The sequence below is a fragment of the Mycobacterium yunnanensis genome (genome assembly GCF_025823185.1).
GTDB classification, from domain to species: domain Bacteria; phylum Actinomycetota; class Actinomycetes; order Mycobacteriales; family Mycobacteriaceae; genus Mycobacterium; species Mycobacterium yunnanensis.
Window position 1 is genome coordinate 470,120 of record NZ_JACKVK010000011.1, and the last position, 23,500, is coordinate 493,619.

24 protein-coding genes and 4 tRNA genes are annotated in these 23,500 nt (G+C 66.6%); 16 read left to right on the plus strand and 12 right to left on the minus strand.

Translation table 11 applies throughout. The features are described 5' to 3' along the window. The 6 genes from H7K45_RS22000 to H7K45_RS22025 are packed head-to-tail and all read right to left on the minus strand — an operon-like array spanning position 1 to position 7,387. Entirely contained in the window at positions 1-1,158 is a 1,158-nt protein-coding gene (locus tag H7K45_RS22000; RefSeq protein WP_263998088.1) for a CaiB/BaiF CoA transferase family protein, read from the minus strand. Beyond that, the gene (locus H7K45_RS22005; RefSeq protein WP_263998089.1) at positions 1,155-2,081 is read right to left on the minus strand and encodes an SDR family NAD(P)-dependent oxidoreductase; all 927 of its coding nucleotides are present in this window, start codon (positions 2,079-2,081) and stop codon (positions 1,155-1,157) included. Before H7K45_RS22005 ends, H7K45_RS22000 begins: the two co-directional genes overlap by 4 nt. Next, on the minus strand, positions 2,078-3,928 hold the full coding sequence (locus H7K45_RS22010; protein ID WP_263998090.1) for a flavin-containing monooxygenase: 1,851 nt from the start codon (positions 3,926-3,928) through the stop codon (positions 2,078-2,080). Before H7K45_RS22010 ends, H7K45_RS22005 begins: the two co-directional genes overlap by 4 nt. Next, the gene (locus H7K45_RS22015) at positions 3,925-5,106 is read right to left on the minus strand and encodes an LLM class flavin-dependent oxidoreductase (RefSeq protein WP_263998091.1); all 1,182 of its coding nucleotides are present in this window, start codon (positions 5,104-5,106) and stop codon (positions 3,925-3,927) included. Before H7K45_RS22015 ends, H7K45_RS22010 begins: the two co-directional genes overlap by 4 nt. Before the next feature lie 3 nt (positions 5,107-5,109). After that, on the minus strand, positions 5,110-6,495 hold the full coding sequence (locus tag H7K45_RS22020) for an aromatic ring-hydroxylating oxygenase subunit alpha (RefSeq protein ID WP_263998092.1): 1,386 nt from the start codon (positions 6,493-6,495) through the stop codon (positions 5,110-5,112). A gap of 37 nt (positions 6,496-6,532) precedes the next feature. Then, entirely contained in the window at positions 6,533-7,387 is an 855-nt protein-coding gene (locus tag H7K45_RS22025) for an SDR family NAD(P)-dependent oxidoreductase (RefSeq protein ID WP_263998093.1), read from the minus strand. A 135-nt stretch (positions 7,388-7,522) separates the two neighbouring features. On the opposite strand from H7K45_RS22025, the gene H7K45_RS22030 reads away from it, so the two are divergent. The 5 genes from H7K45_RS22030 to H7K45_RS22050 are packed head-to-tail and all read left to right on the plus strand — an operon-like array spanning position 7,523 to position 13,777. Then, positions 7,523-9,151: a Vgb family protein gene (locus tag H7K45_RS22030; RefSeq protein WP_263998094.1), complete on the plus strand. Its 1,629-nt coding sequence runs from the start codon at positions 7,523-7,525 to the stop codon at positions 9,149-9,151. Next, positions 9,148-9,885 carry a GntR family transcriptional regulator gene (locus tag H7K45_RS22035; RefSeq protein ID WP_263998096.1) on the plus strand — a complete coding sequence of 246 codons (738 nt, stop codon included), beginning with the start codon at positions 9,148-9,150 and terminating at the stop codon, positions 9,883-9,885. Before H7K45_RS22030 ends, H7K45_RS22035 begins: the two co-directional genes overlap by 4 nt. A 4-nt stretch (positions 9,886-9,889) precedes the next feature. Further along, positions 9,890-11,518, plus strand: a complete 1,629-nt coding sequence (locus tag H7K45_RS22040; protein ID WP_263998097.1) for an AMP-binding protein — start codon at positions 9,890-9,892, stop codon at positions 11,516-11,518. A gap of 1 nt (position 11,519) precedes the next feature. Continuing rightward, positions 11,520-12,293 (plus strand): SDR family NAD(P)-dependent oxidoreductase, encoded by a 774-nt coding sequence (locus H7K45_RS22045; protein ID WP_263998098.1) that lies wholly within the window; start codon positions 11,520-11,522, stop codon positions 12,291-12,293. Next, positions 12,290-13,777, plus strand: coding sequence for an acyl-CoA synthetase (locus H7K45_RS22050; protein ID WP_263998099.1), 1,488 nt, complete (start codon positions 12,290-12,292; stop codon positions 13,775-13,777). The genes H7K45_RS22045 and H7K45_RS22050 overlap by 4 nt, the downstream gene beginning before the upstream one ends. A 54-nt stretch (positions 13,778-13,831) precedes the next feature. Here H7K45_RS22050 and H7K45_RS22055 read toward each other — a convergent pair whose 3' ends face one another. Continuing rightward, positions 13,832-13,984, minus strand: coding sequence for a hypothetical protein (locus H7K45_RS22055; RefSeq protein ID WP_263998100.1), 153 nt, complete (start codon positions 13,982-13,984; stop codon positions 13,832-13,834). A gap of 174 nt (positions 13,985-14,158) precedes the next feature. Between H7K45_RS22055 and H7K45_RS22060 the strand changes: the two genes are divergently transcribed. After that, positions 14,159-14,680 (plus strand): DoxX family protein, encoded by a 522-nt coding sequence (locus H7K45_RS22060; RefSeq protein WP_263998102.1) that lies wholly within the window; start codon positions 14,159-14,161, stop codon positions 14,678-14,680. A gap of 14 nt (positions 14,681-14,694) precedes the next feature. Here the strand turns inward: H7K45_RS22060 and H7K45_RS22065 are convergent, their stop codons facing one another. The 5 genes from H7K45_RS22065 to H7K45_RS22085 form a co-directional block, all read right to left on the minus strand. Further along, positions 14,695-16,047, minus strand: coding sequence for an amidohydrolase family protein (locus tag H7K45_RS22065; protein WP_263998104.1), 1,353 nt, complete (start codon positions 16,045-16,047; stop codon positions 14,695-14,697). Then, on the minus strand, positions 16,041-17,165 hold the full coding sequence (locus tag H7K45_RS22070) for a CoA transferase (protein WP_263998106.1): 1,125 nt from the start codon (positions 17,163-17,165) through the stop codon (positions 16,041-16,043). Before H7K45_RS22070 ends, H7K45_RS22065 begins: the two co-directional genes overlap by 7 nt. Continuing rightward, positions 17,162-18,151 carry an enoyl-CoA hydratase/isomerase family protein gene (locus H7K45_RS22075; protein WP_263998107.1) on the minus strand — a complete coding sequence of 330 codons (990 nt, stop codon included), beginning with the start codon at positions 18,149-18,151 and terminating at the stop codon, positions 17,162-17,164. Before H7K45_RS22075 ends, H7K45_RS22070 begins: the two co-directional genes overlap by 4 nt. 91 nt (positions 18,152-18,242) lie before the next feature. Continuing rightward, on the minus strand, positions 18,243-18,821 hold the full coding sequence (locus tag H7K45_RS22080) for a hypothetical protein (RefSeq protein WP_263998108.1): 579 nt from the start codon (positions 18,819-18,821) through the stop codon (positions 18,243-18,245). Positions 18,822-19,018: 197 nt separating this feature from the next. Beyond that, positions 19,019-19,093 (minus strand) — tRNA-Val (locus tag H7K45_RS22085). Positions 19,094-19,338: 245 nt separating this feature from the next. Between H7K45_RS22085 and H7K45_RS22090 the strand changes: the two genes are divergently transcribed. From H7K45_RS22090 to H7K45_RS22135, 10 genes are all read left to right on the plus strand, one after another. Continuing rightward, positions 19,339-19,411 (plus strand) — tRNA-Gly (locus H7K45_RS22090). 26 nt (positions 19,412-19,437) lie between these two features. Then, a tRNA-Cys gene (locus H7K45_RS22095) sits at positions 19,438-19,511 on the plus strand. An 11-nt stretch (positions 19,512-19,522) separates the two neighbouring features. Next, a tRNA-Val gene (locus H7K45_RS22100) sits at positions 19,523-19,597 on the plus strand. Positions 19,598-20,496: 899 nt separating this feature from the next. Beyond that, complete coding sequence (locus H7K45_RS22105; protein ID WP_263998109.1) at positions 20,497-20,736, plus strand: hypothetical protein; 240 nt, start codon at positions 20,497-20,499, stop codon at positions 20,734-20,736. A gap of 115 nt (positions 20,737-20,851) precedes the next feature. After that, the gene (locus H7K45_RS22110; RefSeq protein WP_263998110.1) at positions 20,852-21,022 is read left to right on the plus strand and encodes a CsbD family protein; all 171 of its coding nucleotides are present in this window, start codon (positions 20,852-20,854) and stop codon (positions 21,020-21,022) included. Positions 21,023-21,157: 135 nt separating this feature from the next. After that, positions 21,158-21,418 (plus strand): hypothetical protein, encoded by a 261-nt coding sequence (locus tag H7K45_RS22115; RefSeq protein WP_263998112.1) that lies wholly within the window; start codon positions 21,158-21,160, stop codon positions 21,416-21,418. Positions 21,419-21,476: 58 nt separating this feature from the next. Beyond that, positions 21,477-21,968, plus strand: a complete 492-nt coding sequence (locus H7K45_RS31560) for an Rv1352/Rv1906c domain-containing protein (protein WP_372512625.1) — start codon at positions 21,477-21,479, stop codon at positions 21,966-21,968. Between the two features lie 30 nt (positions 21,969-21,998). Further along, positions 21,999-22,475, plus strand: a complete 477-nt coding sequence (locus H7K45_RS22125; RefSeq protein ID WP_263998114.1) for an SRPBCC family protein — start codon at positions 21,999-22,001, stop codon at positions 22,473-22,475. Between the two features lie 51 nt (positions 22,476-22,526). After that, on the plus strand, positions 22,527-22,949 hold the full coding sequence (locus H7K45_RS22130) for a PPOX class F420-dependent oxidoreductase (protein WP_263998115.1): 423 nt from the start codon (positions 22,527-22,529) through the stop codon (positions 22,947-22,949). 48 nt (positions 22,950-22,997) lie between these two features. Continuing rightward, a complete protein-coding gene (locus H7K45_RS22135) occupies positions 22,998-23,498 on the plus strand; it encodes a hypothetical protein (protein ID WP_263998116.1) in 501 nt (166 codons plus the stop codon). The last annotated feature ends 2 nt before the right edge of the window (positions 23,499-23,500 follow it).

Here is a 23,500-nt window from a genome sequence, read left to right on the forward strand (position 1 = left end):
TCACGGTTCGTCCGTCGCCGCCAACTCTGCGAGGACCTCCGCCGTGTCGGCGCCCAATTCGGGAGCGGGACCGGCCACACGACCGGGCGTTCGCGAGAACCAGGTCGGCACACCGGGAAAGCGCACCGGTCCGTGAGGCGTCTGCACCGTCTCGAACAGACCGACGGCGTTGAGGTGCGGATCGTCGAACAGCTCCGCGGGCGTCTGGATGGGTGCGGCCGGAATCTCGAGCTCGCGGAACAGGGTCAGCCACTCGGCGGTCGTGCGCTCCAGCAGCGTCTGGGCGATGAGTCCGTACATGACGTCGATCTGCTTCGCCCGCCGTTCCAGCGAGGAGAACGCCTCACCGTACTCCTCGATCCACGGCGGCGCGACGGCCTCGACGAACGCATTCCAGTGCTTGTCGTTGTAGATCAGCACCGCGACGTGACCGTCCTTGGTGGGGTACGGCTTCCGGTTGCGCGCCACCGTCCGCGGATAGACCGCCGGGCTCAGCGCAGGGGTGAACATGGCTCCGTTGGCATGTTCGACGAGCATGAACGTAGCCATGGTCTCGAACATGCTCACCTCCACCTCCTGCCCCTCGCCGGTGCGCTCACGGTGAAAGAGCGCCATCATCGTGGCGTACAACGCGGTCAGCCCCGCGACCTTGTCCGCCACGATCGTTCCCACGTACGTGGTCTGACCGGTGAGAAGACCCTGTACGGCGGCGAGTCCGGATTGCGCTTGAATGGTGTCGTCGTAGGCGGGGAGGTCGGCGCCAGGGCCGCGGCGGCTGTAGCCGTAGCAGTTCGTGTATACGATCGCCGGATTGAGCGACACCACGTCGTCGTAGGCGAATCCCAGCTTGGCGATGGCCCTGGCGCGCATCGAGTGGATGAAGACGTCCGCCCCGGCGATCAGCGCGCGCAGTGCCGCCTTGCCGTCGTCGGTGGTCAGATCGAGTACCACCGAACGCTTTCCGCGGTTCACGTTGACGAAGACGCCGCTCATGCCGGGAGCAGGACCGACCGAGATGTGGCGCGCGTTGTCACCCTCGGCCGGTTCGACCTTGATGACGTCGGCCCCCATGTCGGCCATGATCTGGGTGCAGTACGGCCCCATCACCACCGCGGTGAGGTCGACGATCCGAACGCCTGCGAGCGGCCCGCCGGTCACGGTGCCGCCGTCGCCTTGGTGGCCATGGCGAAGCCGTAGCCGATGTGGTCGTCGTGCCCGGAGGGTAGGACGGGGAAGATCACCGGGTGGGTGGCGTCGCGGATGACGCCACTTGCCTCGGCCACCTCGTCGACCGTCCAGGAGGGCCGGTGCAGGCCGACGGTCTCACCGACGAACGCCCTGGCGATGCGTCCCGCGATGGCGATGAAGAGTTCACCGGTGGCCGAACAGGTTTCGTGGCTCAGCCACCCCACGGCCGGGGCGACGAGGTCGGGGTCCATCGGTGGATAGGCCGACGTGTCCAGCCCTTCCGCCATCCTGGTGACCGCTGCCGGGATGATGGCGTTGCAGGTGACACCGTGCTCGGCCCCTTCGAGCGCCGCGACGTTCACGAGGCCGATGACACCGGCCTTCGCCGCCGCATAGTTGGCCACCCCGTGATTGCCGTACAGACCGCCGATCGAGGACGTCAACACGACGCGACCATAGCCCGCGTCGCACATGACCGGAAAGGCCGGCCGCAGCACGTGGAATGCGCCGCGCAGGTGCACGTCCAGCACGGCCTCGAAGTCGTCGTAGGACATGTCCCTCAGCGGGGACCGCCGGACGTTCCCCGCGTTGTGGACGAGGACGTCGAGTCGACCGAAGTGCTCCAGCGCCGCCTCGACGATGGCCCGGCCGCCCGCCGCCGTCACCACCGACTCCGTCGACGAGATGGCCTCTCCCCCGGCGGCGTTGATGTCGGCAGTCACGGCGTCGGCGGGCCCGCCGTCGGTCCCGACTCCGGTGAGGCTGCCGCCGACGTCGTTGACGACCACCTTTGCGCCGCGCGACGCCAGCAGGAGGGCGTAGGCCCGACCAAGACCCCGCCCGCCACCGGTGACGACGGCGACCCGGTCGTCGTAACGGAGCTCGGGGCTCATGTCCCGAGGACCAGGCCTTCCATCTCGTCCCGGGACCGCCATGCCGCGAGCAGGTCACCGAATGCGTAGAAGCCGGGGGCATAGGGCTCACCCAGGTGGCTGACGATGCCCTCGCCACCCCCGCCGCCCTCGTTGTTGTAATAGCCCGGAGTGCAGGCGTTGTCGAAAGCCGAGTTGTCGATCGCGGTCTCGCGGATGGTGGCGCACCAGCGGTCCTGCGCCTCTTGGGTGGGTTCGACGGTGGAGATGCCACGCGCCAGCGCTTCGGCGATGACGTAGGCGATGTGCTCACCCTGCAGTTCGTAGTTCGCGGCGATGTTCGCCGAGATTCCCACCTGGGTGAAGCCGGTGAAGAACTGGTTGGGGAAGCCGCGACTCGTCATCCCGTGCAAAGTCTTGAACCCGTCACGCCAGTGGTCGTACAAAGACACTCCGTCACGCCCGTGGATGGCGTCGATGCTGTAGCGCCTACTGATCTCCGTGGTGATCTCGAACCCGCTGGCGTAGATGATGCAGTCGACCGGATACTCGACGCCGTTGGCCACGAAGCCGCGCTCGGTCAGCCTCTCGACGCCCTTGCTCTCGGACACGTCGACCAACGTCACGTTGGGCCGGTTGAACGTCGGCAGGTAGTCGTCGTTGGAACATGGCCGCTTGCAGAGGAATCGGTAGTACGGCTTGAGGGCCTCGGCGGTGGCGCCGTCCTCGACGAGGTCGGCGACCCGACGCCGGAGCCGCTCCATCAGCTTGTAGTCCTCTTCCTCACGCAGACCCATGAACTGCTCGGGGGTCATCGAGGCCGGATCCTCCAATTCGAGGACGCGCGCAGCAGTGTTGCGTCCCAACTCCGTCCAGAAGTCGCAGACGAAGTCCGGTTGTCCGAGCGCCATGCCCTCGAACGTCCAGGAATGGAAGTTGCGTTGACGTTCCTTCTGCCAGCCCGGCTCGAGCGATTGCGCCCATTGCGGGTCAGTGGGCCGGTTGTTTCGCTCGTCGACCGTAGAGGGCGTGCGCTGTACCACGTAGACGTGCTTGGCGTACCTGCCGAGGTAGGGCACGATCTGCACACCCGTCGCACCGGTACCGATGATGGCGACGGCCTTGTCGGCGAGTTTGTCCAGCACCGGGTCGTCCGACGTGCCGCCGGTGTAGTCGTAGTCCCATCGCGAGGAGTGGAAGCTGTGTCCGGAGAAGTCCTTGATTCCAGGGATGCCCGGCAGCTTCGGTCGGTTGAACGGACCGGACGCCATCACCACGAAGCGCGCTCGAAGGTCGTCGTCCCGGTCGGTGGTGATGCGCCAGCGAGCGATCTCGTCATCCCACCTCAGCGCGCGAACCTGGGTGGAGAAGATGGCGCCGTCGTAGAGCCCGAAGTGCTTGCCGATGTTGCGGCAGTGCTGCTGGATCTCGGCGCCGTCGGCGAACTTCTTGCTCGGAATGAAGTCGAGCTCTTCCAGTAGCGGTACGTAGCAATAGGATTCGTTGTCGCACTGGATGCCCGGGTAGCGGTTCCAGTACCAGACGCCCCCGAAGTCGCCACCCATCTCGATGACGTGCACGTCCTCCACGCCCGCCTTCTTGAGGTGAACCGCCGACAGGAGGCCACCGAACCCGCCACCGAGCACCGCGACGTCCATGTCGAGGTCGAGGGGATCGCGCTCGACGCGCGGCGTATGGGGGTCGACTTCGGCGAACTGCGCGTAGCCGCCGCCGGTCTCGACGTATTGCTTGGATCCCTCGGAACGAAGGCGCTTGGTGCGTTCGAACTCGTACTTCGCCCGCAGTGCCGCGACGTCGACGTCCTGTGGCGTCGGGGTGGGCCCGCAGGTGGTGGAACCGGCCGTCATGCCAGCGCCACCGCCGGGAGCGCCGCCTCGTGCAGCGGTGCGGCCATCTCGTGCACGGCGGGCAGCACCTCGCGGGCGAACAGCTTCACGCTCTCGATCGCGTCGGCGTACGGCATGACGCCGAACTGCGGGACTATCGTCACCTCGGAGAACGAGCATGCCTCCTGCGCGGCCTTCAGCTTCGCGAAGATCGTGTCGGGCGTGCCGATCAGCAGGTTGGAGGCGTGGTAACCCGGCATCTTCTTGGTGCCCGGCTCCGGCTTCTCCTGCACGGCCCCGGCCAGCACGGCAGTGGCGCCGGCTTCACGGGCTGCGTAGGCCTCATAACCCTTGACGCCCCGGAAGTTCGAAGCGTTGGCGAACCCATAGTGCACGGTGACGTCTCGGTTGGCCGTCCAGATCCACTCATCGGTCTGCGCCGCATCAGGCTCGTCGGGTGTGCAATACATGAACATGACGTTCTTGGGCTGGCAGGGCTCGAACCCCTCTTCTTGACGGAAGGTGTTGACCTTCTGCACTTCCGCGCCGGCATCCCAGATGGGCTTGTTGCCGACGAACAGGGGCACCATCCCGCGTCGGGACAGAAGTTCCAGCGACTCCGCGGTGGAGGACGAGCTGTAGATCCGCGAGAAGAGGTCCTTGCTGACGGGCTCCGGCCGCAGCGACATCTCGGGGAACGAGAAGATCTCACCGTCGTAGGAGAATCGCTCGCCGCTGAAGGCCAACTCGAGAATGTCGAGACATTCGTTGAACCGCTCGCGGCTCTCTCCCCGCGGCACGCCGACGGCGTCGAATTCCGACTTCGCCACGCCACGACCGATGCCGATGGTGTTGTACCGGCCCTTGGAGACGATGTCGAGGTAGGCGATCTGATGGGCCAGGCGAACGGGGTTCCACCACGGCGCCACGGCGACGAACGTTCCGAGGCCGACGCGCTCGGTGCGCCCGGCGAAGTAGGTGAGGGCCTGGATGGGGTTGGGCGTCATGCCGTAGGGCGTACCGCAATGCTCGGGAAACCAGATGCCATCGAAGCCCAGCGGCTCGGCGAGGTCGCCGAGCGCGAGCGCGCCCTCGACGCACTGCCAGTCGGGCGTCTGCGCGGGGCTGGAGTAGTCGCCGGCGAGCACCCGGTCCCAATCGTGGGAGTTCTGCGCTCCGGTACCAAGATTCACCTTCATCGTTCATTCTCCTTCGTTGAGGTCTCGGGGTGCACCGACGCCCATGTACTTCGACAACTGGTAGTGCAGATTCACGGTGCTGCGCTCGCGGTACGGGTTGGGCATGGTGCCGGGGAATCCGAGCGACTTCATGCCCTGTTGAACGGCGGCCATGTTCGAGAAGTCCTGCGGGAGTACCGAGAACCAGTTCGGGTCGCCGACGGGTGTGTAGACCCACTCGGTCGCGGGTTCTTCGCCCTTCGGATAGAGCTCGAAGACGGCGACCTCGAAGATGCACTTGTTGGGGTCGTAGCTCGGATCAGGGCGGGCGCTATAGCAGAGCGCGCTGGTCAGCCCCTGGCCGATCTGAAAGTTGGGGAACAACTGCCACGCCGTGCCACTCTGACCCAGGATGTCGGCCGGGATGGTCGGCCAGACGACGCCGCGCGCCGCGTCGTCGTTGCGGGCGGAGGTCAGCCAGTGTTCGAGGACCTTGTTGGCCGGGGTGCCCTCGGGCAGTTCGTCGACGAGCCGTTTGGCGGCGTTCACCAATGTCTGCGTCGTGGTGGCGTTGGTCTCCTCCATCGTGTAAACCTGCATCTCCGCCGTCGAGATCCGCGGGTCACCCGAGCCGAGGCGAATCTTGGACTTGGTCTCGTCCAGACCCTTTGGCGCGTCGTAGCCGATGTTGCTGTGCTTGCCCTGCGCCTTGGCCCAGCCCTTGAACTCGCCGAACCTGTTGAACTCCGGGTGAGTGGTGAACACGTGGTAGGTCTCGTTGAAGGCTTCGAGCGCAACCTTCCAGTTGCAGTCGAAGTTCAACCACTTGCGCCACTTGAACCGCATGTTCTCCAACCCAAACGGGTCGAGGATCTTGGCGGCGGGAAAGAGATAGTCCGCCAACGGTTCTGGATCGTCGTCGAGGTTGACGAACAGCCAGCCACCCCACACGTCGACGTGCACGGGCGCGAGGTGGGTGTTCTCCGGTGTCAGGGCGCCCTGCCAGTCGTCCCTCTCGCGAACGTGGGTGCACGCTCCGTCGAGCCCGTAGGTCCAGCCGTGGAATCCGCACACGAACGCCTTCCTGGTTCGGTCGCACGCATTCTTGGCGCCGCTCGGGACGTCGACGAGCCGGCGGCCGCGGTGCATGCAGACGTTGTGATGCGCCGCGAATTCCTCTGGCCCCGTTCGTACGACGACGATCGAATCGTCGAGGATGTCGTAGGTCAGGTAGCTGCCGACCTCGGGGATCTCCTCGACGCGACCGACCTGCTGCCAGACCTTGCGCCAGAGCTTGTCGCGTTCGGCCCTGGCATAGGCCTCCGAGACGTAGGCCTCCACGCCAATCGTGGTGGGCGAGGCAAGTTCCTCGACCACTTCGCGCACCACGTCGTCCTTCGTGTCGGTCATGGTCGGTGTCTCTCCTCTGCCCTCGTCATGCCCTTGGTCATGGTCGGCTGATCTCCGCGCGAAACGATTCGTCGGTCAGGAACAGCGACGTGTGGTCGGCGGCCAGGTGGCTCCACTTCAGGTCCAGACCGCCGTCGACCAGCAGTGTCTGACCCGTCACGTAACTCGACAGCTCGGAGAGGAGGAACAGAATGGCTCCCGCCTGCTCTTCAGGGCGTGCGCGGCGACCCATCGCAATGGCGGCACGATCACGGTCGGGATCGGCGCCGACGTAGGTCGCCGACGCCGCCGTCTCGGTGACACCGGGTGCGATCGCGTTGACGCGGATGCCGTCGGTGGCGAGTTCGAGGGCCATGGTGCGGGTCATTGCCACCACGGCGGCCTTGGCGGCTCCGTAGGCGATGTGAAACGGGGCGGTGTTCATGCCGCTGATCGACGACACGGACACGATCGAACCCGGATTGCCGTGGGTGCGCAGTTCACCGGCAAAGGCCTGGCTGGTGAAGAACGCCGTCTCCAGATTGGCGGTGAAGAGATCCCGCCAGTCCGGCCGACTCACCCTGGTCGACGGCATCCACGTCGACGGCGCTGCGCCGCCGGCCACGTTGACCAGACCGTAGAGCTCACCGTCGGTCCGTCGTACGACGTTCATGGCAGCGGCGATGCCGTCGTCGGTCGACATGTCGGCCGTCACCGGTACGACGGGAAGGCCGCGCCCGACCAGCGGGCCCACGTGTTCGTCGAGGTTCTCGGCGGAACGGCTGACCGCGACGACCGTGGCTCCGGCCTCGGCGGCCATGGCGGCGGTCGTAGTACCGATGCCGCCGCCACCCGCGCCCGACACCACGACGATGCGACCGTCGAGACCGGGTAGGCCGTGCACCGGGGACATGTCTCACTTCCGTCAATTGTCCGGACAACAAACGTGACTCTGTAAACTGGAGAACACTATTCCGCAGGCACTATGCGGCCGTCAAGGATGGTTGCTTGCGTCGTGCGGTTATTGTCTGGACCACATTGGCTTGATATGGTCCGAGCCGTGGCCAGCGCAACCGTGAATCGCTACGCGGCGTCGACGTCGCCGTCGACGGCCCACGGCTGGGAATTCCGGCGGCTCACTGCGCCGAGCCGCCTCTTCGGTGCGAACGGTCTGCGCACCGGACCCGACGGCCGCATCTACGTCGCCCAGGTCACGGGCAGCCAGATCAGCGCGCTCGACGTGACGACCGGCGCGCTGGACACGGTGAGCGCCACCGGCGGTGCCATCGTCGCGCCCGACGACGTCGCCTTCGACGACCGCGGGAACCTCTACGCCACCGAGGTGATGGACGGTCGGGTCAGCGTCCGCGAGACCACCGGCATCACCCGCGTGGTGCGCGACGACATACCGTCGGCCAACGGCATCACGTTCGACCGGGGCCGACTGTTCGTCGGCGAGTGCCGCGAAGGCGGCCGGCTGCTGGAGTTCGATCTCGCGGGCGGCCCGCCCCGGGTCATCCTCGACGACGTGCCGTCGCCCAACGCCATGGAGGTCGGCCCCGACGGGCTGCTGTACTTCCCGGTGATGGGTGCGAACGAAATCTGGCGCATTCACCCCGACGGTGGCGATGTGCAGGTCGTCGCAACGGGTCTCGGCGTCCCCGACTCGGTGAAGTTCGGTGCGGACGGTTGCATCGTCTCGACCCAGGTGGCCACCGGGCAGGTACTGCGAGTCGACCCGCGGACCGGCACCCACACCGTGCTGGCTCAGCTGTCCCCCGGCCTGGACAACTGCACGATCGTCGGCTCGGGCGCGGACGCGCGACTGTACGTCTCCAATTTCACCGGTGAGATCACCGAGGTCGGACCCGATGGCGCCACCCGCACCACGCTGCCGGGTGCCCTCAACTGGCCACTCGACCTGACGGTCGGCGCCGACGGGCGGCTCTACGTCGCCGACGGCACCTACCTCTACAGGGTCGACGACGGCTCGCTGACCACGGTCGGCATGCTGTTCTCCCCCGGCTACCCGGGGTTCATCCGCGGGGTGGCCGCAGGCCCTGCCGGCGAATTCGTGGTCGCCACCTCCGGCGGCCAAATTGCGCGATACCGTCCCACATCCGGTGAAAGCGACTTCCTTGCAACCGGTTTCGATCAGCTCTACGGAATTGCCCCGGCCCTAGGTGGCTTCGCGTTCGTCGAGCAGGGGGCAGGCCGCGTGCTTCTGGTCGACGAATCCGGCACCGTCTCGGTCATCGCGGCGGGGCTCGACACCGCCGTCGGCGTGACGACCAGCTCAGACGGCGGCGTGCTCGTCGCCGAGTCGGGCGCCGGGCGCGTAGTGCGGGTCACCCCGTCGGGCACCGAGACGGTCGTCGACGGCTTGGAACGACCGCAGGGGGTGGCGGTCGCCGACAGCACACTCTTCATCACCGACGCCGGCGACAAATCGGTCGTCGCCGTCGACCTCGTGACCGGTATGCGCTGCTCGATTGCCACCGGCCTCGCGATTGGACCGCCGCCGGGTGTCGTCCCCAAACCGCTACGGGGAATGCCGCCGTTCTCCGGGCCGCAGGGGCCGTTCGCCGGAATCACCGTCGGACCGGACGGCACGATCTACCTCTCCTGCGACGGCGACGGGAGCGTCGCTGCACTCCGTCGGGTCGAACGCTCGTGACGGTCACCGCCGCCGACCACCGCTACCTACAGGTCGCGCGAACACTGCGTAAGGAGATCGTCGAGGGGGTCTTCCCCGTCGGATCGCAATTGCCGACCGAACACGAACTGTGCGAACGGTTCTCGGTTAGTCGCTACACCGTCCGAGAGGCATTGCGCCGGCTACGGGACGACAATCTGGTGTCGTCGCGCCCGCGCGCCGGCACCACGGTGGTGCCCCGGGACTCGACGAGCTCCTACGCCCAAGACAACATGACGATCAACGACCTGCTGGCGTTCGCCAGCGGCGCCGCACTCGACATCGAGTCCATTCGGATGATCGTCGTCGACGCCGAATTGGCCGCCAGGACGTCACTTCCCGAGGGTGAGGAGTGGCTCGCCGTGCTGGGCTTCCGTCAAGCCGTCGGCGCGGAGGACACCCACTGCTGGACCGAGTACTACGTCAACCGGGCCTACGCGGCGGTGGGCCGAATGCTCAAGCGCCACACCGGTCCGATCTTCCCGCTCATCGAAGATCTCTTCGGTGTCACCGTCGTAGAGGTGCAGCAGGACATCGGCGCCGTCGCCGTCAGCGCCGAGTTGGCCCCCCGGCTCGACGTGGCGGTGGGCACACCCGCGCTCGAGGTGCACCGCACATACCGGACGTCCGAGGGCGAAATCGCCCAGGTCACGATCAACACCCACGCGGCGTCGCGGTTCCGGCACTCGACGACGCTGCGCCGGGTCAAGGGCTAGCCGCATGCGCGCATCCCCCGACGCCGACCGCAGAACGATTGCCGGACGGTCGATTCGATGGAACGACGAATTCGCCACCCGGGCATACGCCGACGGACTGTGGGTGACGGACACTCTGGCCGACGCCCTCGCCAACGCTGCCGAACTGACTCCGGGGCGCATCGCCGTCGTCGACGGTGAGGTGCGAATGAGCTGCCGTGATCTGCACCGTCAGGCCACCGCACTCGCCGGTGCCCTGGTGACCCGTCTGCCCGTGGGCAGCGTGGTCGCCTCCGCGCTGCCGAACTGGCACGAAGCGGCTGTGGTGTACCTCGGGGCCACCTTGGCCGGCATGGTGGTCACGCCGATCTTGCCGTCGCTTCGCGACCGGGAGATCGAATTCATCGTCGACGACGCCGACGTCCGAATCGTATTCGTTCCCAGCTCGTTCCGGTCGCACGACTACCCGGCGATGCTCACCCGCGTGATGGCGGGACGCGACCGGCCGCCCGAGGTGGTCGTGGTGCGCGGCGATCCTGGCGCCCACACCGACTACGCTCGGCTTCTCGCCGACCCCGCCCGTGCGCCCCTTCCAATGCTCGACCCCGACGCCGTCCGAATGATCCTCTACACCTCCGGCACCACGGGGCGGCCCAAGGGCGTCATGCACACGCACAATTCACTGCACGCGCTGCTCGCCCAGATTCGGGTGCACTGGCGGGTCGAGCCGGGCGACGCCTTCCTCGTGCCGTCACCCGTCGCCCACATCGGAGGGTCGATCTACGCCTTCGAGGCGCCACTGCTAATGGGCACGACGGCCGTGTTGATGGAGCGGTGGGACGCCGCCGACGGGGTTGATCTGATCGCCGTCGAACGGTGCACCCACATGGCCGGTGCAACGCCATTCCTCGAACAGTTGTTGACCGCCGCGCAGAGCGCCGGCACCCGACTTCCCGAATTGAAGGTCTTCATCTGTGGCGGGGCATCAGTGCCACCGTCGTTGATCCGCAGGGCCACGGCGTTCTTCGATCGTGCCATGGTGACACGCGTCTACGGATCTACCGAGGTCCCGGTGACCACCGTCGGCACCCCCGACGACGCGGACCGTGCCGCCGACACCGACGGTCGCCCCGGAATCGCCGACGTCCGGCTCGCCGACCACGACGCGGCGACGGCGGGTTCCGGTGAGATCCTGGCCCGCGGAGCCCAGATGCTCGTCGGCTATCTGCACGAGGAGGACGAGACGAATTCGTTCGACGACGACGGATACTTCCGGACCGGCGACCTGGGCACGTGGGACCGCGACTGTCTGGTGGTCACCGGTCGGGCCAAGGACATCATCATCCGCAACGGCGAGAACATCTCCCCCAAGGAAATCGAGGACATCCTGGTGGGACACGACGGCATCGCCGAGGTCGCGATAGTTGGTGTGCCACATCCGACGACCGGTGAACGGGCGTGGGCGGTGATCGTGCCCTCGACGCCGACGACCACCGTCGCTGTCGCCGATCTCTGGGACTACCTCCGCGAGCGGGGCGTTTCGGCGTTCAAGGTTCCCGAGCAGGTCGCGATGTGGACCGAGCTGCCGAAGAACGCGGCGGGCAAGGTGCTCAAGCAAGAGATCAGATGGACGCTCCGTCACGAAGGTGGATGACATGCAGGTTGCGATCGTTACGGGGGCGAGCAGCGGAATCGGCTTCGGCACGGCTCTCACACTGGCCGGGTCGGGCATCGCCGTCCTGGGCACCGGGCGGGATCGTGAACGCCTCGACGAACTGGCCGCGGCGGCGGGCGAGTGGGGCCAGGTGGCCACCTTGGCCGTCGACCTCACCGCCGAAGACGGGCCCCGGCGAGTCGTCGACGCGGCCCTCGACCGGTGGGGCCGAGTCGACTACCTGGTCAACAATGCCGGAGTCGGCAAGCCGAAGCCACTGCACGAAACCGACGACGAATCCTTGGACTACTTCCTCGGTTTGATGCTCCGTGCGCCGTTTCGGCTCGCCCGTGAGGTGATCCCGCATCTGGCCCCCGGGTCGGCCATCGTCAACGTCACGTCGACGTTCGCCGTCGTCGGCGGCCTACGCGGCGGGGCGTATTCCGCCGCGAAGGGCGGTCTGGGCGCCCTGACGACGCACATCGCCTGCCAGTATGGCGCGCAGGGCATTCGGTGCAACGCGGTCGCCCCCGGTGTCACCCTCACCCCGATGGTCGCCGAGCGACTCGACGACGAACGGTTCCGCAAGATCAACGCCGAGATGACACCGCACGAGCGACTGGGCACCGTCGAGGACGTCGCAAGCACCATCGCGTTCCTGTGTTCCCCCGGTGGCAGTTTCATCAACGGGCAGACCATCGTCGTCGACGGCGGCTGGAGTTCGACGAAGTATCTCTCGGAGTTCGCGCTGTCTTCGAAGTGGGAGCCCCGGTGAACGTCTTCAGCGTCCTGGACCAGGCTGCCGCGCGGTATGGCGACCGTGGCGCAGTCTTTCTCGGCATGCAGCAGCAACACACCTGGGCAGAACTGCACGAGCGCGCTCTGCGACTGGCCGGGTCGATCCGTTCGACACTGCCTGCCGGTTCACGCATCGCGGTGGCCAGCGAGAACTGCCCCGAATTCGTCGAGTTGATGTTCGCGGCCTGGGCCGCCGAATGCGTGATCGTGCCCGTCAACTACAAGCTGCACGTTCGAGAGATGCAACAGATATTCGACGACTCCGGCGCGGCACAGGTGTTCGCCTCCCCGAAGATCGCCGCCCAACTCGACGGTACGGCAGCCGTTCCCGTCGAGGTAATCGGCTCCGACGCATATCGACACCGCATGTCGACGACGCCGCTGGAGTCACCGCGGCGGACCGATCCCGCGTCGTTGGCGTGGCTGTTCTACACCAGCGGAACCACCGGCCGCTCCAAGGGCGCCATGCTGTCGCACCGCAACCTGATGGCGATGACCGTCTCGCACCTCGCGGACTTCGACGACCCCAACCAGGACTGCAGCCTGATCCACGGGGCACCGATGTCGCACGGTTCGGGCCTGTACATCGCACCGTACGTGCTACGTGGTGCACGGCAGGTGATTCCTCAGTCACAAGCATTCGAGCCCGAGGAGTTCCTCGATCTGTGCGATCGGCATCCCGGATGCAGCACGTTTCTCGCGCCGACGATGGTGGGACGCCTCGTGCACACCGGTCGAAACTGCCCGGCCAATCTCCGCACGATCGTGTACGGCGGGGGACCGATGTACGTCGAATCCCTGAAGAAGGCGATGGCGGCGTTTGGGTCCGTCTTCGTCCAGCTGTACGGCCAGGGTGAGGCCCCGATGACGATCACGGGCCTACGACGAGCAGACCACGAGAACACCGACGACGCGACTCTCGGCTGCGTCGGATACGCCCGGTCCGGAGTGGACGTGACCGTCCTGCGGGCCGACGGCACCCAAGCCGACATCGGAGAAATCGGCGAGATCGTCTGCCGCGGAGACGTCGTCATGTCCGGGTACTGGAACAACCCGGCAGCCACCGCGACCACTCTGCAGGATGGCTGGCTCCTGACCGGGGACATGGGGTGCTTCGACGCGCGTGGTTACCTCACTCTGCGGGACCGGTCCAAGGACGTGGTCATCAGTGGCGGCAGTAACGTCTACCCCCGCGAAGTCGAAGAGGTGCTGCTGGAACATCCTGCGGTGGAAGAGGTTTGCGTGGTCGGCATGCCTGACGCGGACTGGGGCGAAGTCGTGGTCGCGTTCATCGTCGGCGCTGCGGCCGAGACTGATCTCGACGCCCATCTGCTAGAACGGATCGCCCGCTTCAAGCGACCCAAACGCTACGTCTACGTCGACTATCTACCGAAGAATGCCTACGGCAAGGTGCTCAAACGAGAACTACGCGAGAGGCTGTTCGCCGAGGAGCCAGCATGACCAAACCCGCTGCCAGGCTGCCCAGTCCGTGCCCGTGCCGCGTACGGGTGCCGCTCAGCGTAATTCAACCTCAGGGTCCTCGTCAGGCGTGGCGGCGGTCCCCAAGCCTTCGGCGCCGGGGGTGGCCGGGGCCAACACCTCGTCGTCGCGTTCCTCGCCGTCGGCCAGTTCGGCCGCCACTCCCTCGTTCGGTCCAAGAGCACCCATGATTCGACCTTCTTTCGATTGGACGATCGCCGACTTTCGTGCCGATCGCAAAACGACTGACTGTCTAACTCTTACCCCACGACAGCCTTCCCCAATCAGTCGGATCTCATTGGCGCACAGCTTGACCCGGCCGCAGAAGATGAACCTCGATCACACGTCCTAGATTGGAGCGCCATGAATGCCCTTGACTTCAGCATCCTTCTGCTACGCCTCGTGCTGGGCCTGACGATGGCGGCGCACGGCTACAACAAATTCTTCGGCGGGGGCCGAATCCCGGGTACCGCTGGTTGGTTCGACAGCATCGGTATGCGGCCAGGCATGTTTCATGCTCGCGTCGCAGCCACGACCGAGGTCGCCGCTGGCTTGGGCTTGGCCCTAGGGTTGCTCACTCCGGTGCCCGCCGCGGGGTTCGTCGCGCTGATGATCGTTGCAGCCTGGACGGTGCATCGCAAGAACGGATTCTTCATCGTCAAGGAGGGTTGGGAATACAACCTCATCCTCGGAGCCGCGGCGGTGGCCATCGCGGGCCTCGGCGCGGGCGAAATCAGCCTGGATCACGTGCTATTCGACTCCGACACACGTAGTTACCTGCAAGGTTGGACGGGTCTACTCATCGCCGTGGTGCTGGGCTTGGCGGGCGGCATCGGACAACTGGTCATCTTCTTCCGACCTCCCCCGGCCAAGGAAGCGGTCTAAGGCTGGCCAGGCCGTTATCGACGCGCTGGGTCGGGCCAAACCTGCTCGCCGCCAACGATGGTCGCGATTACATCGGTCGAATCCAGCCGGGCCAGCGCTTCGTCGGGAGGGACCCGTAGCACGCAGAGGTCTCCCGCCTCGCCAGTGGCGACTGTTCGCGGTGACGCCGGGTCGTCGCAAAGGCCCAGGAACATGGTCAGCGCTTCGATCGGGCTCACCCGCTCCTCGGCGCCCAGGACGACGCCGTTGCGGGTACGTCGCGTCACCGCGGCGCGCATCGAGGCCCACGGGTCACCGTAGCCAAATGGCATGTCCGTCGACAGTGCCACGGGCACGCCAGCGCGACGCAGAGAGGCCACCCGCCACAGTTGGTGGTGTTCTTCTGGTGGGACGTCGACGAGGTACTGGTCGCCGCGTTCGGCGACGAAGTTGGGTTGGGTAACCACGGTTGCACCGAGCTCGGCGAGATCGGCGATGCAGTCGTCTGGGATCACCGCCGCGTGTTCGATGCGATCACGAGGGTGGACTCCCATCTCCCGCAGCGCGGCGATGGTCACCACCAACTGCGCAGCGGTGACACTGTGAACGGCGACCGGCCTTCCCCCTTCGTGGCAACGCCCGACCCACCGGCACAGCCCGTCGAGATCGAGGTCGACGTCGTCGAGAATGCGCTTGGCCGGCCCCTGCGAGCTGCCGAGGACCGCTTCGACGCCCGGCGGAGCCATAAGGTGCATTCGCGGAAGGAAGTCGCCAGACAGTGATGCAGCGGAGAGACTTTCGATGTCCGCTGCGCCGTATTCCGGGGTGGCGTCGGTGACGCCGGTGACGCCTCGACTCGCCAGCACGTTACTGAGCGCACGCAGGGAAGCCGCGTCGCCGAGGGGGCCGGGACCGGCGCTCGTGTCCGCGCGGTGCAGACGCCCGTCGGACAGGTTCGTCAGCCCGGCCTTCGCGAGTCCGATGGAATTGAAGGTCCACGATGCGCCGCTACGATGCTGCACCCGCACTGGCACTGGAGGCGCGAGCACGTCCAGCGACGTCCGGTCCAACGGCCCGGCGACCGAGTCGTGGTAGCCGACGGCTCGAATCCACCCGTCGGCACCGACGGAGGCAGTCGCGAGCGCGTGCCTGAACTCGGATTCAGATCGAATGTCTGGCGGTCCCACCGCGACGGACCCCAAGGCGGCTGCAGCGGAACGCAGATGCACGTGATGATCGTGAAGTCCCGGAATCACCGTGCCGAGGCCTGCCTCGAGCACCACCTCACCAGACTGCGGATCCAGCCCTACCCCAACGGCTTCGATCAGGTGGCCAACACGAAGATCGGTGACCGTACCGTCGAGAAGTGTCGCGTTGACGATCAGCACGGCGACTTAGTGCGTTCGGCGAGCAGTTGCCTCACGGCGCCGTTGTCGGCACCGAGGTCACGAGCCGCCGCGCACGGCTCCGGCGGCACCGAGGGCGTGAAGGGTACTTCGGCGGCCGCGGGCAGTGCCGCGTAAGTTGCGGCGACCTGAGCCATGGCGACTTCGATCAGCTCGCCGCCGCCTCTCGCCAGCGCCGCGAATACCTCACGCGCAGCGGTGATCCCGGTGAGCGGGTCAGCGATGGCGTCGCCGCAGAAGACTGGCCGGTTGGCGGCCCACCTGACCAACCCACCGGCAACCGCAGCATCGTCGCCGAAGGCCGGGCGCTGGTCGTGGCCTTTGCGGGTGCCGTAACCGCTGATGCGCAACCACACGCGTCCAGGTCTACCCTCCAAGTGGCTCGGGCCCACCCGACGACGCAGCAGCGCCGCAGGTCGCGACCCCTCCAGGATGACATCCGACGCGGACAACAGTTCCCTGAGCGCCTCGACGTCGCGATCGAAGTCGACTGCATAACTGAGCTTGTCGCCGTTCATCGAGTCGAAGAACGCTCGATGTCCACGCCGGGTGCCGTCTGGTCGCCGTGGGCTCTCCACCTTGACGACGACTGCGCCAGCGCGCGCCAAGAGCAGACCACACAGTGGACCGGCCCACATCGACGTCAGATCGGCCACCAAGAGTCCCGCGGCCGACCGGGGCGCGGCCGCGACGCCGGACGGCGATACGGTTGGCGAAGCTGGCGCCGTCTCGTTTAGCGCGGCTGCCGGGACGTCGAGAAGCCGTGCGCGTTGCACGACCTGCGCGGTCGACCGGGTCGCGGCCCAGCGCTGCACCGTCGACCACGGATCTGGGGCGGCTCGGTCCTGTTCGACGAGGGCTGGCACGGCGTCGACGTCGTCGTTGCGCGACAACGTGATTGCGCACCAGTCGTCCAGTGTTCGAAGGAGATGCGTCGCGCCGCCTGCGGAGACCTGGCCGTGCGGGGCGATCGCCAGCAACCGTGCGCGGCCGGTCAAGACGTGGTGGGCGTCGAGGGACACCCCGGCGAGCGACTGTATCTCCGCCGCAACGCCGCTGGCGCGAGACAACACTTCCGAGGGGATGCCAAGCGGAGTCATCCTTGCGCCCCCGGTGTGGCGGGCGCCCGTTCATCCGCTGTCTCGACCGCGTCGACCAGCCCCCAGCGCAGTGCCGTTGCGGCGTCGACGGTCCTTCCCGTCAGCACGAGGTACGCAGTCCGCCACCGCCCGATGCGCCGGGTCACGCTGACGGTACCGCCGGCACCGGGTATCAAACCCAGACGCAACTCCGGCAACCCGAGCACCGTGTCCGGCCTGCAGACGACGTGCCCGCAGAACGCAGCCATCTCCAGCCCGCTGCCGAGCACGTGACCATGGATTCGGGCCTGGCAGTCGCGCTTTAGACGACGGGCGAGTGAATCGAGCGCCAGAGCGGGGCTATGACGCGTTCGGGCGAGGTGGGCGCTCACCGGATCGGCAAGGGTTCCGAACTCTGCGAGGTCGCCGCCACTGCAGAACGACGGTCCCGCACCCGACAACACCACCTTGACGATGGAGGTGTCCGTGTTGGCAACCTCCAGGGCGTCGAGGAGAGCGGCGCGCATGCGGTTACTGAATGCATTGTGTTGGCGCGGGCGATTCAACCGAACGTCGAGTTGATCGCCCGTTCGCTCGATGAGGACGGGATCGCCGGAGTCGTCGCACGTGGCTCGTCCTCGGCCGGCCAACCAGCCCTTGAACTCTGAACCTGCTTGCAACGTCGAATAAGCCAGGGACTCGGTGACGATACCGGTCAGCGTGGGAGTATCGCGCGCGACGGCCCGGAGCACGTCGTCGCAAACGGCGGCGGCCTGTGACCACCGCGCCAACCGGTCTTCCAACTCCTCGAGCGCTGCGGGCACCGACGGAACCTGAACCCACCGAACGTCGTCGACTTCGGTTTCGGTCAGCGCGAAAGATGCCTGTTCAAGCCAGCGGTCGTCAGCGGAGGCCCTCGAGTCGCCATGGGCCACGACGACGCCGGACGGATTCTCCCGCTCGGCGAATCGATCCGGACCGGCCAGGTCCAGCACGCGGAACGTCATCGACCCACCGTGCCATCTTCATTGCAAAATCGTCATCTAACGTTCGCCATTGGCGCAAGGCTCTACGGAAACCCTGGGGCGTCGTCGACCCTCAGCCGCGGTAGAAGAGCGCAGGCGGCAGCGCGCGGATTCCGCCGCCGGCGTTGCGCGCCGTGAAGCGCAGAGCGGATTGACGTGGTTGCCCGTCGATCGTCAATTCGCCGATGCGACGGAAGCGGCTGACCGCTCCGCACACGAGGAAATCGAACCGGTCGCCCTGGGCGAGGCCCTCGTCGTGGGTGACGTGGTTGGCCCTCAGACCGAACACGACCGGCTGCAGACCCGCGAGGTAGAGCCACAGCGACGAGTACAGCTGGGTATCTGGGCGCTCGACCGGTAGCACGGCGTGGTGTATTGGCACACCGTCCGCCGAGGAGGCCATCAAGAAATCTTGGTCCCGGCCGACCCCATAGATGTCGGGGATCTTGATACAGACCGTGCGCGCACTGGAATGGCCTTGCCCGTCCGACATCCGGACGTCGACGTCGAAGCGGCGCCCCGGCGTCAAGAACCGGGTACCGCGGGGCACATCGGCGGACTCGTCGATGTGCAGCGAGGCACTGTGCAGCGGGGCAGCGTCACTGAAGAGCCCGCCTGCCCCGCCCAAGAGCGCTGAGGCAGTGAGACGCACACTGGCTCCTAGACTTGGAATATCCACCAGGCCCAAGGTAGTACGCAACGCGGGCGTGTCCTGCCTGGCCTTCGTCAAGCCCATGGCGACGGTCGCCGACGGCCTCTGAATCGGGATGATCTCCCCATGACTTGCGCCAATGCCTGGTGAAACGATCTACCCGCGCGAAGTGCAATAGGGCTTGAAGTGCCATGTGCTGGTGGTCCCGGCTGGTATCGAACCAGCGACCTTCCGCGTGTGAGGCGGACGCTCTCCCACTGAGCTACGAGACCGTGGGGAACACCGGCTGCGACCGGTGGACGACGAGGAACATTATCACGCAGGGCGTCGGGGCCCGGAATCGGTCGGCGCTCGAGTCGACCGCGTTCGGACCGCTCCACCACGGGGTTACGAGCGCCTGCGCTGCCGGACGGCCCCCGGCTGACCCACATTCGGTCGTGGCGTCGAGATTTGTGGTGCCGAGCGTCGATGCACTATCGTCGTGCATCGCAGAGAGCGACGATCTCGCTCGATGCACGCGGATGTAGCGCAGTTGGTAGCGCACAACCTTGCCAAGGTTGGGGTCGCGGGTTCGAATCCCGTCATCCGCTCGATGGTGCAGACGCATCAACCCTGCGGTGGAGTGGCCGAGTGGTGAGGCAACGGCCTGCAAAGCCGTGCACACGGGTTCGATTCCCGTCTCCACCTCCAAGATGGGTCCCGCGCGATTAGCTCAGCGGGAGAGCGCTTCCCTGACACGGAAGAGGTCACTGGTTCAATCCCAGTATCGCGCACCACGTAGTCTGCAGGTCAGGCCCGGTTTCTACCGGGCCTTTCGTGTATCCGCTCGACGAGCGCTGCGACCATACGCGACGGGCGGAAGCTGTCGCACGAACTGAGCTACCAGCTGGGCCACCCGTGTCCCGTGCGCAGCAGTCATCCGTGGTTGCGCGCCGTGGCTTGAAGGTACGGCGGTGGCCGAACTCCCCACGCGCATCGAGGATTTCGACGCTGCAGCGGAAGCGGATGAGAGTAAGCACCGTCGTTAAGAGGCGACGAAAGCACTCGGGCGACGCTGATACCGCGGGCACGACCCAGAACCGGCCCGCCCCTCACAGCAGCGAGTGGCATCCCCGCTGCGAACGCCGCAATTTGATCTTGTTGTCGGAAACGCAACGGAACGGCGTCTCGTGGTGTTCGCTGTCAATAGCCGCCGCGGTCGGGGCTCGACTACCAAGTCCGTCGTTCCGGAGTGGCGTCGTCGCTGGCAACGTCGCGCCCATTGGTGGGGCGCGTGGACCTACCGTGTCGCGGCGAGGCCTCGGCCGTGCCGGTCGCTCGCCCCCAACCCCGGCGTCGACTTCTCAGGAGAGTCTCAGCCCGGAACTGCCTGCTCTTTGAATCGTTTCACGATTCTTCGCGTACCGTGAAGGAGGGGCATCCGCAGTCCCCCCATTGCGGATGTCCAAGCCTTTGGCGGTTCACCTCCCCCCCGAACCGCCAAAGGCGTCCCCACCGGGTCTCTCGCGGACCTCACCGACACCAGTTCTCGTTCAACCACTTTGACGACGAACGACCTCGTCTGCCGTGCCGACCAGCCCCGCCGGCGAGACGACCCGGCAATCCTGCACGCGTCCTTTCGCCTCCCCCGATGGTGATTTCCGCTACATTTGAAAACATCGCATTGGGGGAATGCATGGGCATCAGATTCACGACACGCGACCGCACGAGGCGCGAGACCACGGTGATCGACGCCGAGCTCCGCCTCATCGCCGCACTCCGGCGCAGCGCCCGAGCGCGCGGCGGACCACTGCCCGCCAACGACCGGATCGACGACCTCCTCGACGAACGCCTGTCTCCCGTCGACTCCCAGATGAGGACGGGCGACTCTTCGCCACGGCACTCTCGGACCACCGCGCGGTCGGCGCTCGGCTAGCCCGTCGGGTCGTGACGCCCGACTCGTCATGTTTCGAAAAAGTCCATCGGTGGCATCCCCACGGCACGTTCGGACAGAGAGCCGAAACGATTCACACCGATGAGGAGTTGATGTCATGAGTGCTCTGGACAAGGCGAAGAACAAGGTCGACGATCTTGGCGGCCAGGCCAAGGAAGCCACCGGCAAGGCCACCGGCGACAAGAGCACCGAGAACGAAGGCAAGGTCGACCAGGTCAAGGCGAACCTCAAGGACGCCGGCGAAAAGGTCAAGGACGCCTTCAAGTAAGCCGCACTACTTCGATTCGGCCCGTCGCCCGTTGGCGACGGGCCGAATTGCGTGTGCCCGGTACTTGACGGCACCCCCGGCGGCGAGTTGACTGACCCTGCAGTAAATTCGCTGTCAGCGAACTTCAGGGGACATGTGACTGGTGCAGTGGTGTGCGGCTACCTCGCGGGCTGGCTGCTGACGACGACGGTGGCGGTGCTGACCGCGTCGCGGGCCAACCGTCCACGATGGTTGAGCATCGTCGCCGGTGCCGTGTGGCCGGTATTGGCTGTCGCAGTGGCCCAAGTGGTGCTCATCGCCCTGATGGCCACCCTCATCCGAAGCACCGACGCGGGACCGGCGGATACGACCAAGCTCACGCCGGACGTCGACGACACATTTGTGAAGACGGTCTAAGCTGTCGGTCATGTGGGTGAAGAAGGCGGCGACAGCCGCAGCGCTCGTCCTCGCCGTGATGGGCGCCGTTCCCGGCGTCGCGATCGCCGATCCCACCGACGCCCCGGCCCCCACCCCCGCGCCCGACGCAGCAGGCCCGACCGCCCCGCCCACCCCATCTGTGTCGCCCACTCCGGGCCCGGCTCCCGCCACCGCCGGCCCCAAGACCTCGGTCGACGCCGACGGCACGTACGCGGTCGGCACCGATGTCGCCCCCGGCGTCTACACCTCGGCCGGCCCGGTCGGCGACGGGACGTGTTTCTGGAAACGCCTCGGCCCCGACGGTGCGACCGTCGACAACGCGCTGACCAAGAAGCCCCAGACCGTCACGATCGACCCCACCGACAAGTCCTTCAAGACCAACGGGTGCCAGCCGTGGCAGCTTTCCGACCAACCCGCCCCGCCGCAGGCCTCCGGACTGGGGCCCGTCGTCGCCGGTCTGCAGCTGCAGGCCTACATGGCCCAGCTCAACGCCCGCGCCGCGGCGTCCGGACAAGCTCCGCCCCCGTGATTCCCGTCGGCGTCTGACACCATCGAGGCCATGGCCGACCGCATCGAAGTTCAACGCACCGTCGCCGCCCCGCCGGCCGCCGTGTTCGCCCTGTTGTGCGACCCGCAGGGTCACGTGGCCATCGACGCGACCGGGATGTTGCAGGACGCCGACGGCGATCCCGTCACCGCTAGCGGTGACAGCTTCGTCGTCCACATGGACCGCGAAGCGCTCAACGACTTCCCGTTGGGCAAGTACGACGTCACCGTGTCGATCACAGACTACGAGAAGGACCGGCTCATCGCCTGGACCATCTTCGGCAAGATCGAGCCGCCGATCGGACACGTCTACGGCTATCGTCTCGACGCCGAGGGCGACGGCACGCTCGTCACGTCCTTCTACGACTGGTCCGACATTCACCAGACGTGGCGGGACTCCGGCATCTTCCCCGTCATCTCCGAGGCGGCGCTGCGCGGAACGCTCGGCATCCTCGACCGCACGGTGCGACGGGGCTACCCGCGCGGATGACCCGTCACCGCGAACGGGAATGAAACACGCGTCGACGCGGTACTAGGAATCATGAAACTCGACGACTCTGCCCGCACCCTGATCGGTGACGGTGCCGACGCCACCCTCGTCACCCTCAACCCCGACGGCAGCCCCCAGGTCTCGGTGGTCTGGGTCGCCCTCGAGTCGACGCCCGACGGTGACGAACTGGTCAGCGCCCACCTCGCCGAATACAAGAAGACCCGCAACGTCCGTCGCGACGGTCGGGTGGCGGTGACCATCATCGGCCCGACACCTCCCGGCCAACAGGCGCCCTACCTCTCCGTCACCGGGACCGCGCGCATCGTGGAGGGCGGGGCACCGGAGTTGCTCACCACGCTCGCCGAGGCCATGCTCGGCTCGAGTGAACACTTCCCACCGAAGGGTGCGCCCGGCGGCCTCCTGACGCGCATTCGCATCGAAAAGGTCGGCGGCATCGGCCCCTGGGCCTCCTGACACCCGAACGCGCCCTCGGCGAGGGCGCGGTGTGCGATCATGCGAGACATGCGTCGCTGGTTCACGATGATGGTTGCCGGACTGGCGGTCACGGCCGGAGTTCTGGCCTCCCCCGCGCCCTACGCCGCGGCCGTCGCGCCGATCGGCCGGCTCGGCGAGGTGCTGCACGTGGACTACATGACCGTGATTGCCGACGTCGCGGTGACCAGCGTGGACTTGGTCGACGTGCCACCGGGTTTCGGCTATCCCCCACGCGGACCGCGCTACCAGGTGTACCGCGCCAACATCACCGTCCACGTCATCAAGGCACCCAACCCGTACATCACCTCGTTGTTCTTCGACTTCGAAGGCGTGACCCCGATCGCGGACGCCTACAAGCCACGCAACACCGACGTCCCCGACGACATCCGTGCCGTGCTGCAGAACGCACCCCCTGGATCGACCGTCAGCGGCGGTGTCTACTGGGACGTCTACCGCGACCTGGTCACCAACGTGATGCTCCTCGACAAGGTGACGGGCACCCACCTCGCGCAATGGAACCTCAACTAACC

Excerpts from the sequence above, each read along its gene's own strand:
- H7K45_RS22005 (WP_263998089.1), bottom strand. The coding sequence starts at position 2,081 with ATGAGCCCCGAGCTCCGTTACGACGACCGGGTCGCCGTCGTCACCGGT.
- H7K45_RS22010 (WP_263998090.1), bottom strand. The coding sequence starts at position 3,928 with ATGACGGCCGGTTCCACCACCTGCGGGCCCACCCCGACGCCACAGGAC.
- H7K45_RS22015 (WP_263998091.1), bottom strand. The coding sequence starts at position 5,106 with ATGAAGGTGAATCTTGGTACCGGAGCGCAGAACTCCCACGATTGGGAC.
- H7K45_RS22020 (WP_263998092.1), bottom strand. The coding sequence starts at position 6,495 with ATGACCGACACGAAGGACGACGTGGTGCGCGAAGTGGTCGAGGAACTT.
- H7K45_RS22025 (WP_263998093.1), bottom strand. The coding sequence starts at position 7,387 with ATGTCCCCGGTGCACGGCCTACCCGGTCTCGACGGTCGCATCGTCGTG.
- H7K45_RS22030 (WP_263998094.1), top strand. The coding sequence starts at position 7,523 with ATGGTCCGAGCCGTGGCCAGCGCAACCGTGAATCGCTACGCGGCGTCG.
- H7K45_RS22040 (WP_263998097.1), top strand. The coding sequence starts at position 9,890 with ATGCGCGCATCCCCCGACGCCGACCGCAGAACGATTGCCGGACGGTCG.
- H7K45_RS22045 (WP_263998098.1), top strand. The coding sequence starts at position 11,520 with ATGCAGGTTGCGATCGTTACGGGGGCGAGCAGCGGAATCGGCTTCGGC.
- H7K45_RS22055 (WP_263998100.1), bottom strand. The coding sequence starts at position 13,984 with ATGGGTGCTCTTGGACCGAACGAGGGAGTGGCGGCCGAACTGGCCGAC.
- H7K45_RS22060 (WP_263998102.1), top strand. The coding sequence starts at position 14,159 with ATGAATGCCCTTGACTTCAGCATCCTTCTGCTACGCCTCGTGCTGGGC.
- H7K45_RS22070 (WP_263998106.1), bottom strand. The coding sequence starts at position 17,165 with ATGACTCCGCTTGGCATCCCCTCGGAAGTGTTGTCTCGCGCCAGCGGC.
- H7K45_RS22075 (WP_263998107.1), bottom strand. The coding sequence starts at position 18,151 with ATGACGTTCCGCGTGCTGGACCTGGCCGGTCCGGATCGATTCGCCGAG.
- H7K45_RS22105 (WP_263998109.1), top strand. The coding sequence starts at position 20,497 with ATGGGCATCAGATTCACGACACGCGACCGCACGAGGCGCGAGACCACG.
- H7K45_RS22110 (WP_263998110.1), top strand. The coding sequence starts at position 20,852 with ATGAGTGCTCTGGACAAGGCGAAGAACAAGGTCGACGATCTTGGCGGC.
- H7K45_RS31560 (WP_372512625.1), top strand. The coding sequence starts at position 21,477 with ATGGGCGCCGTTCCCGGCGTCGCGATCGCCGATCCCACCGACGCCCCG.
- H7K45_RS22125 (WP_263998114.1), top strand. The coding sequence starts at position 21,999 with ATGGCCGACCGCATCGAAGTTCAACGCACCGTCGCCGCCCCGCCGGCC.
- H7K45_RS22130 (WP_263998115.1), top strand. The coding sequence starts at position 22,527 with ATGAAACTCGACGACTCTGCCCGCACCCTGATCGGTGACGGTGCCGAC.
- H7K45_RS22135 (WP_263998116.1), top strand. The coding sequence starts at position 22,998 with ATGCGTCGCTGGTTCACGATGATGGTTGCCGGACTGGCGGTCACGGCC.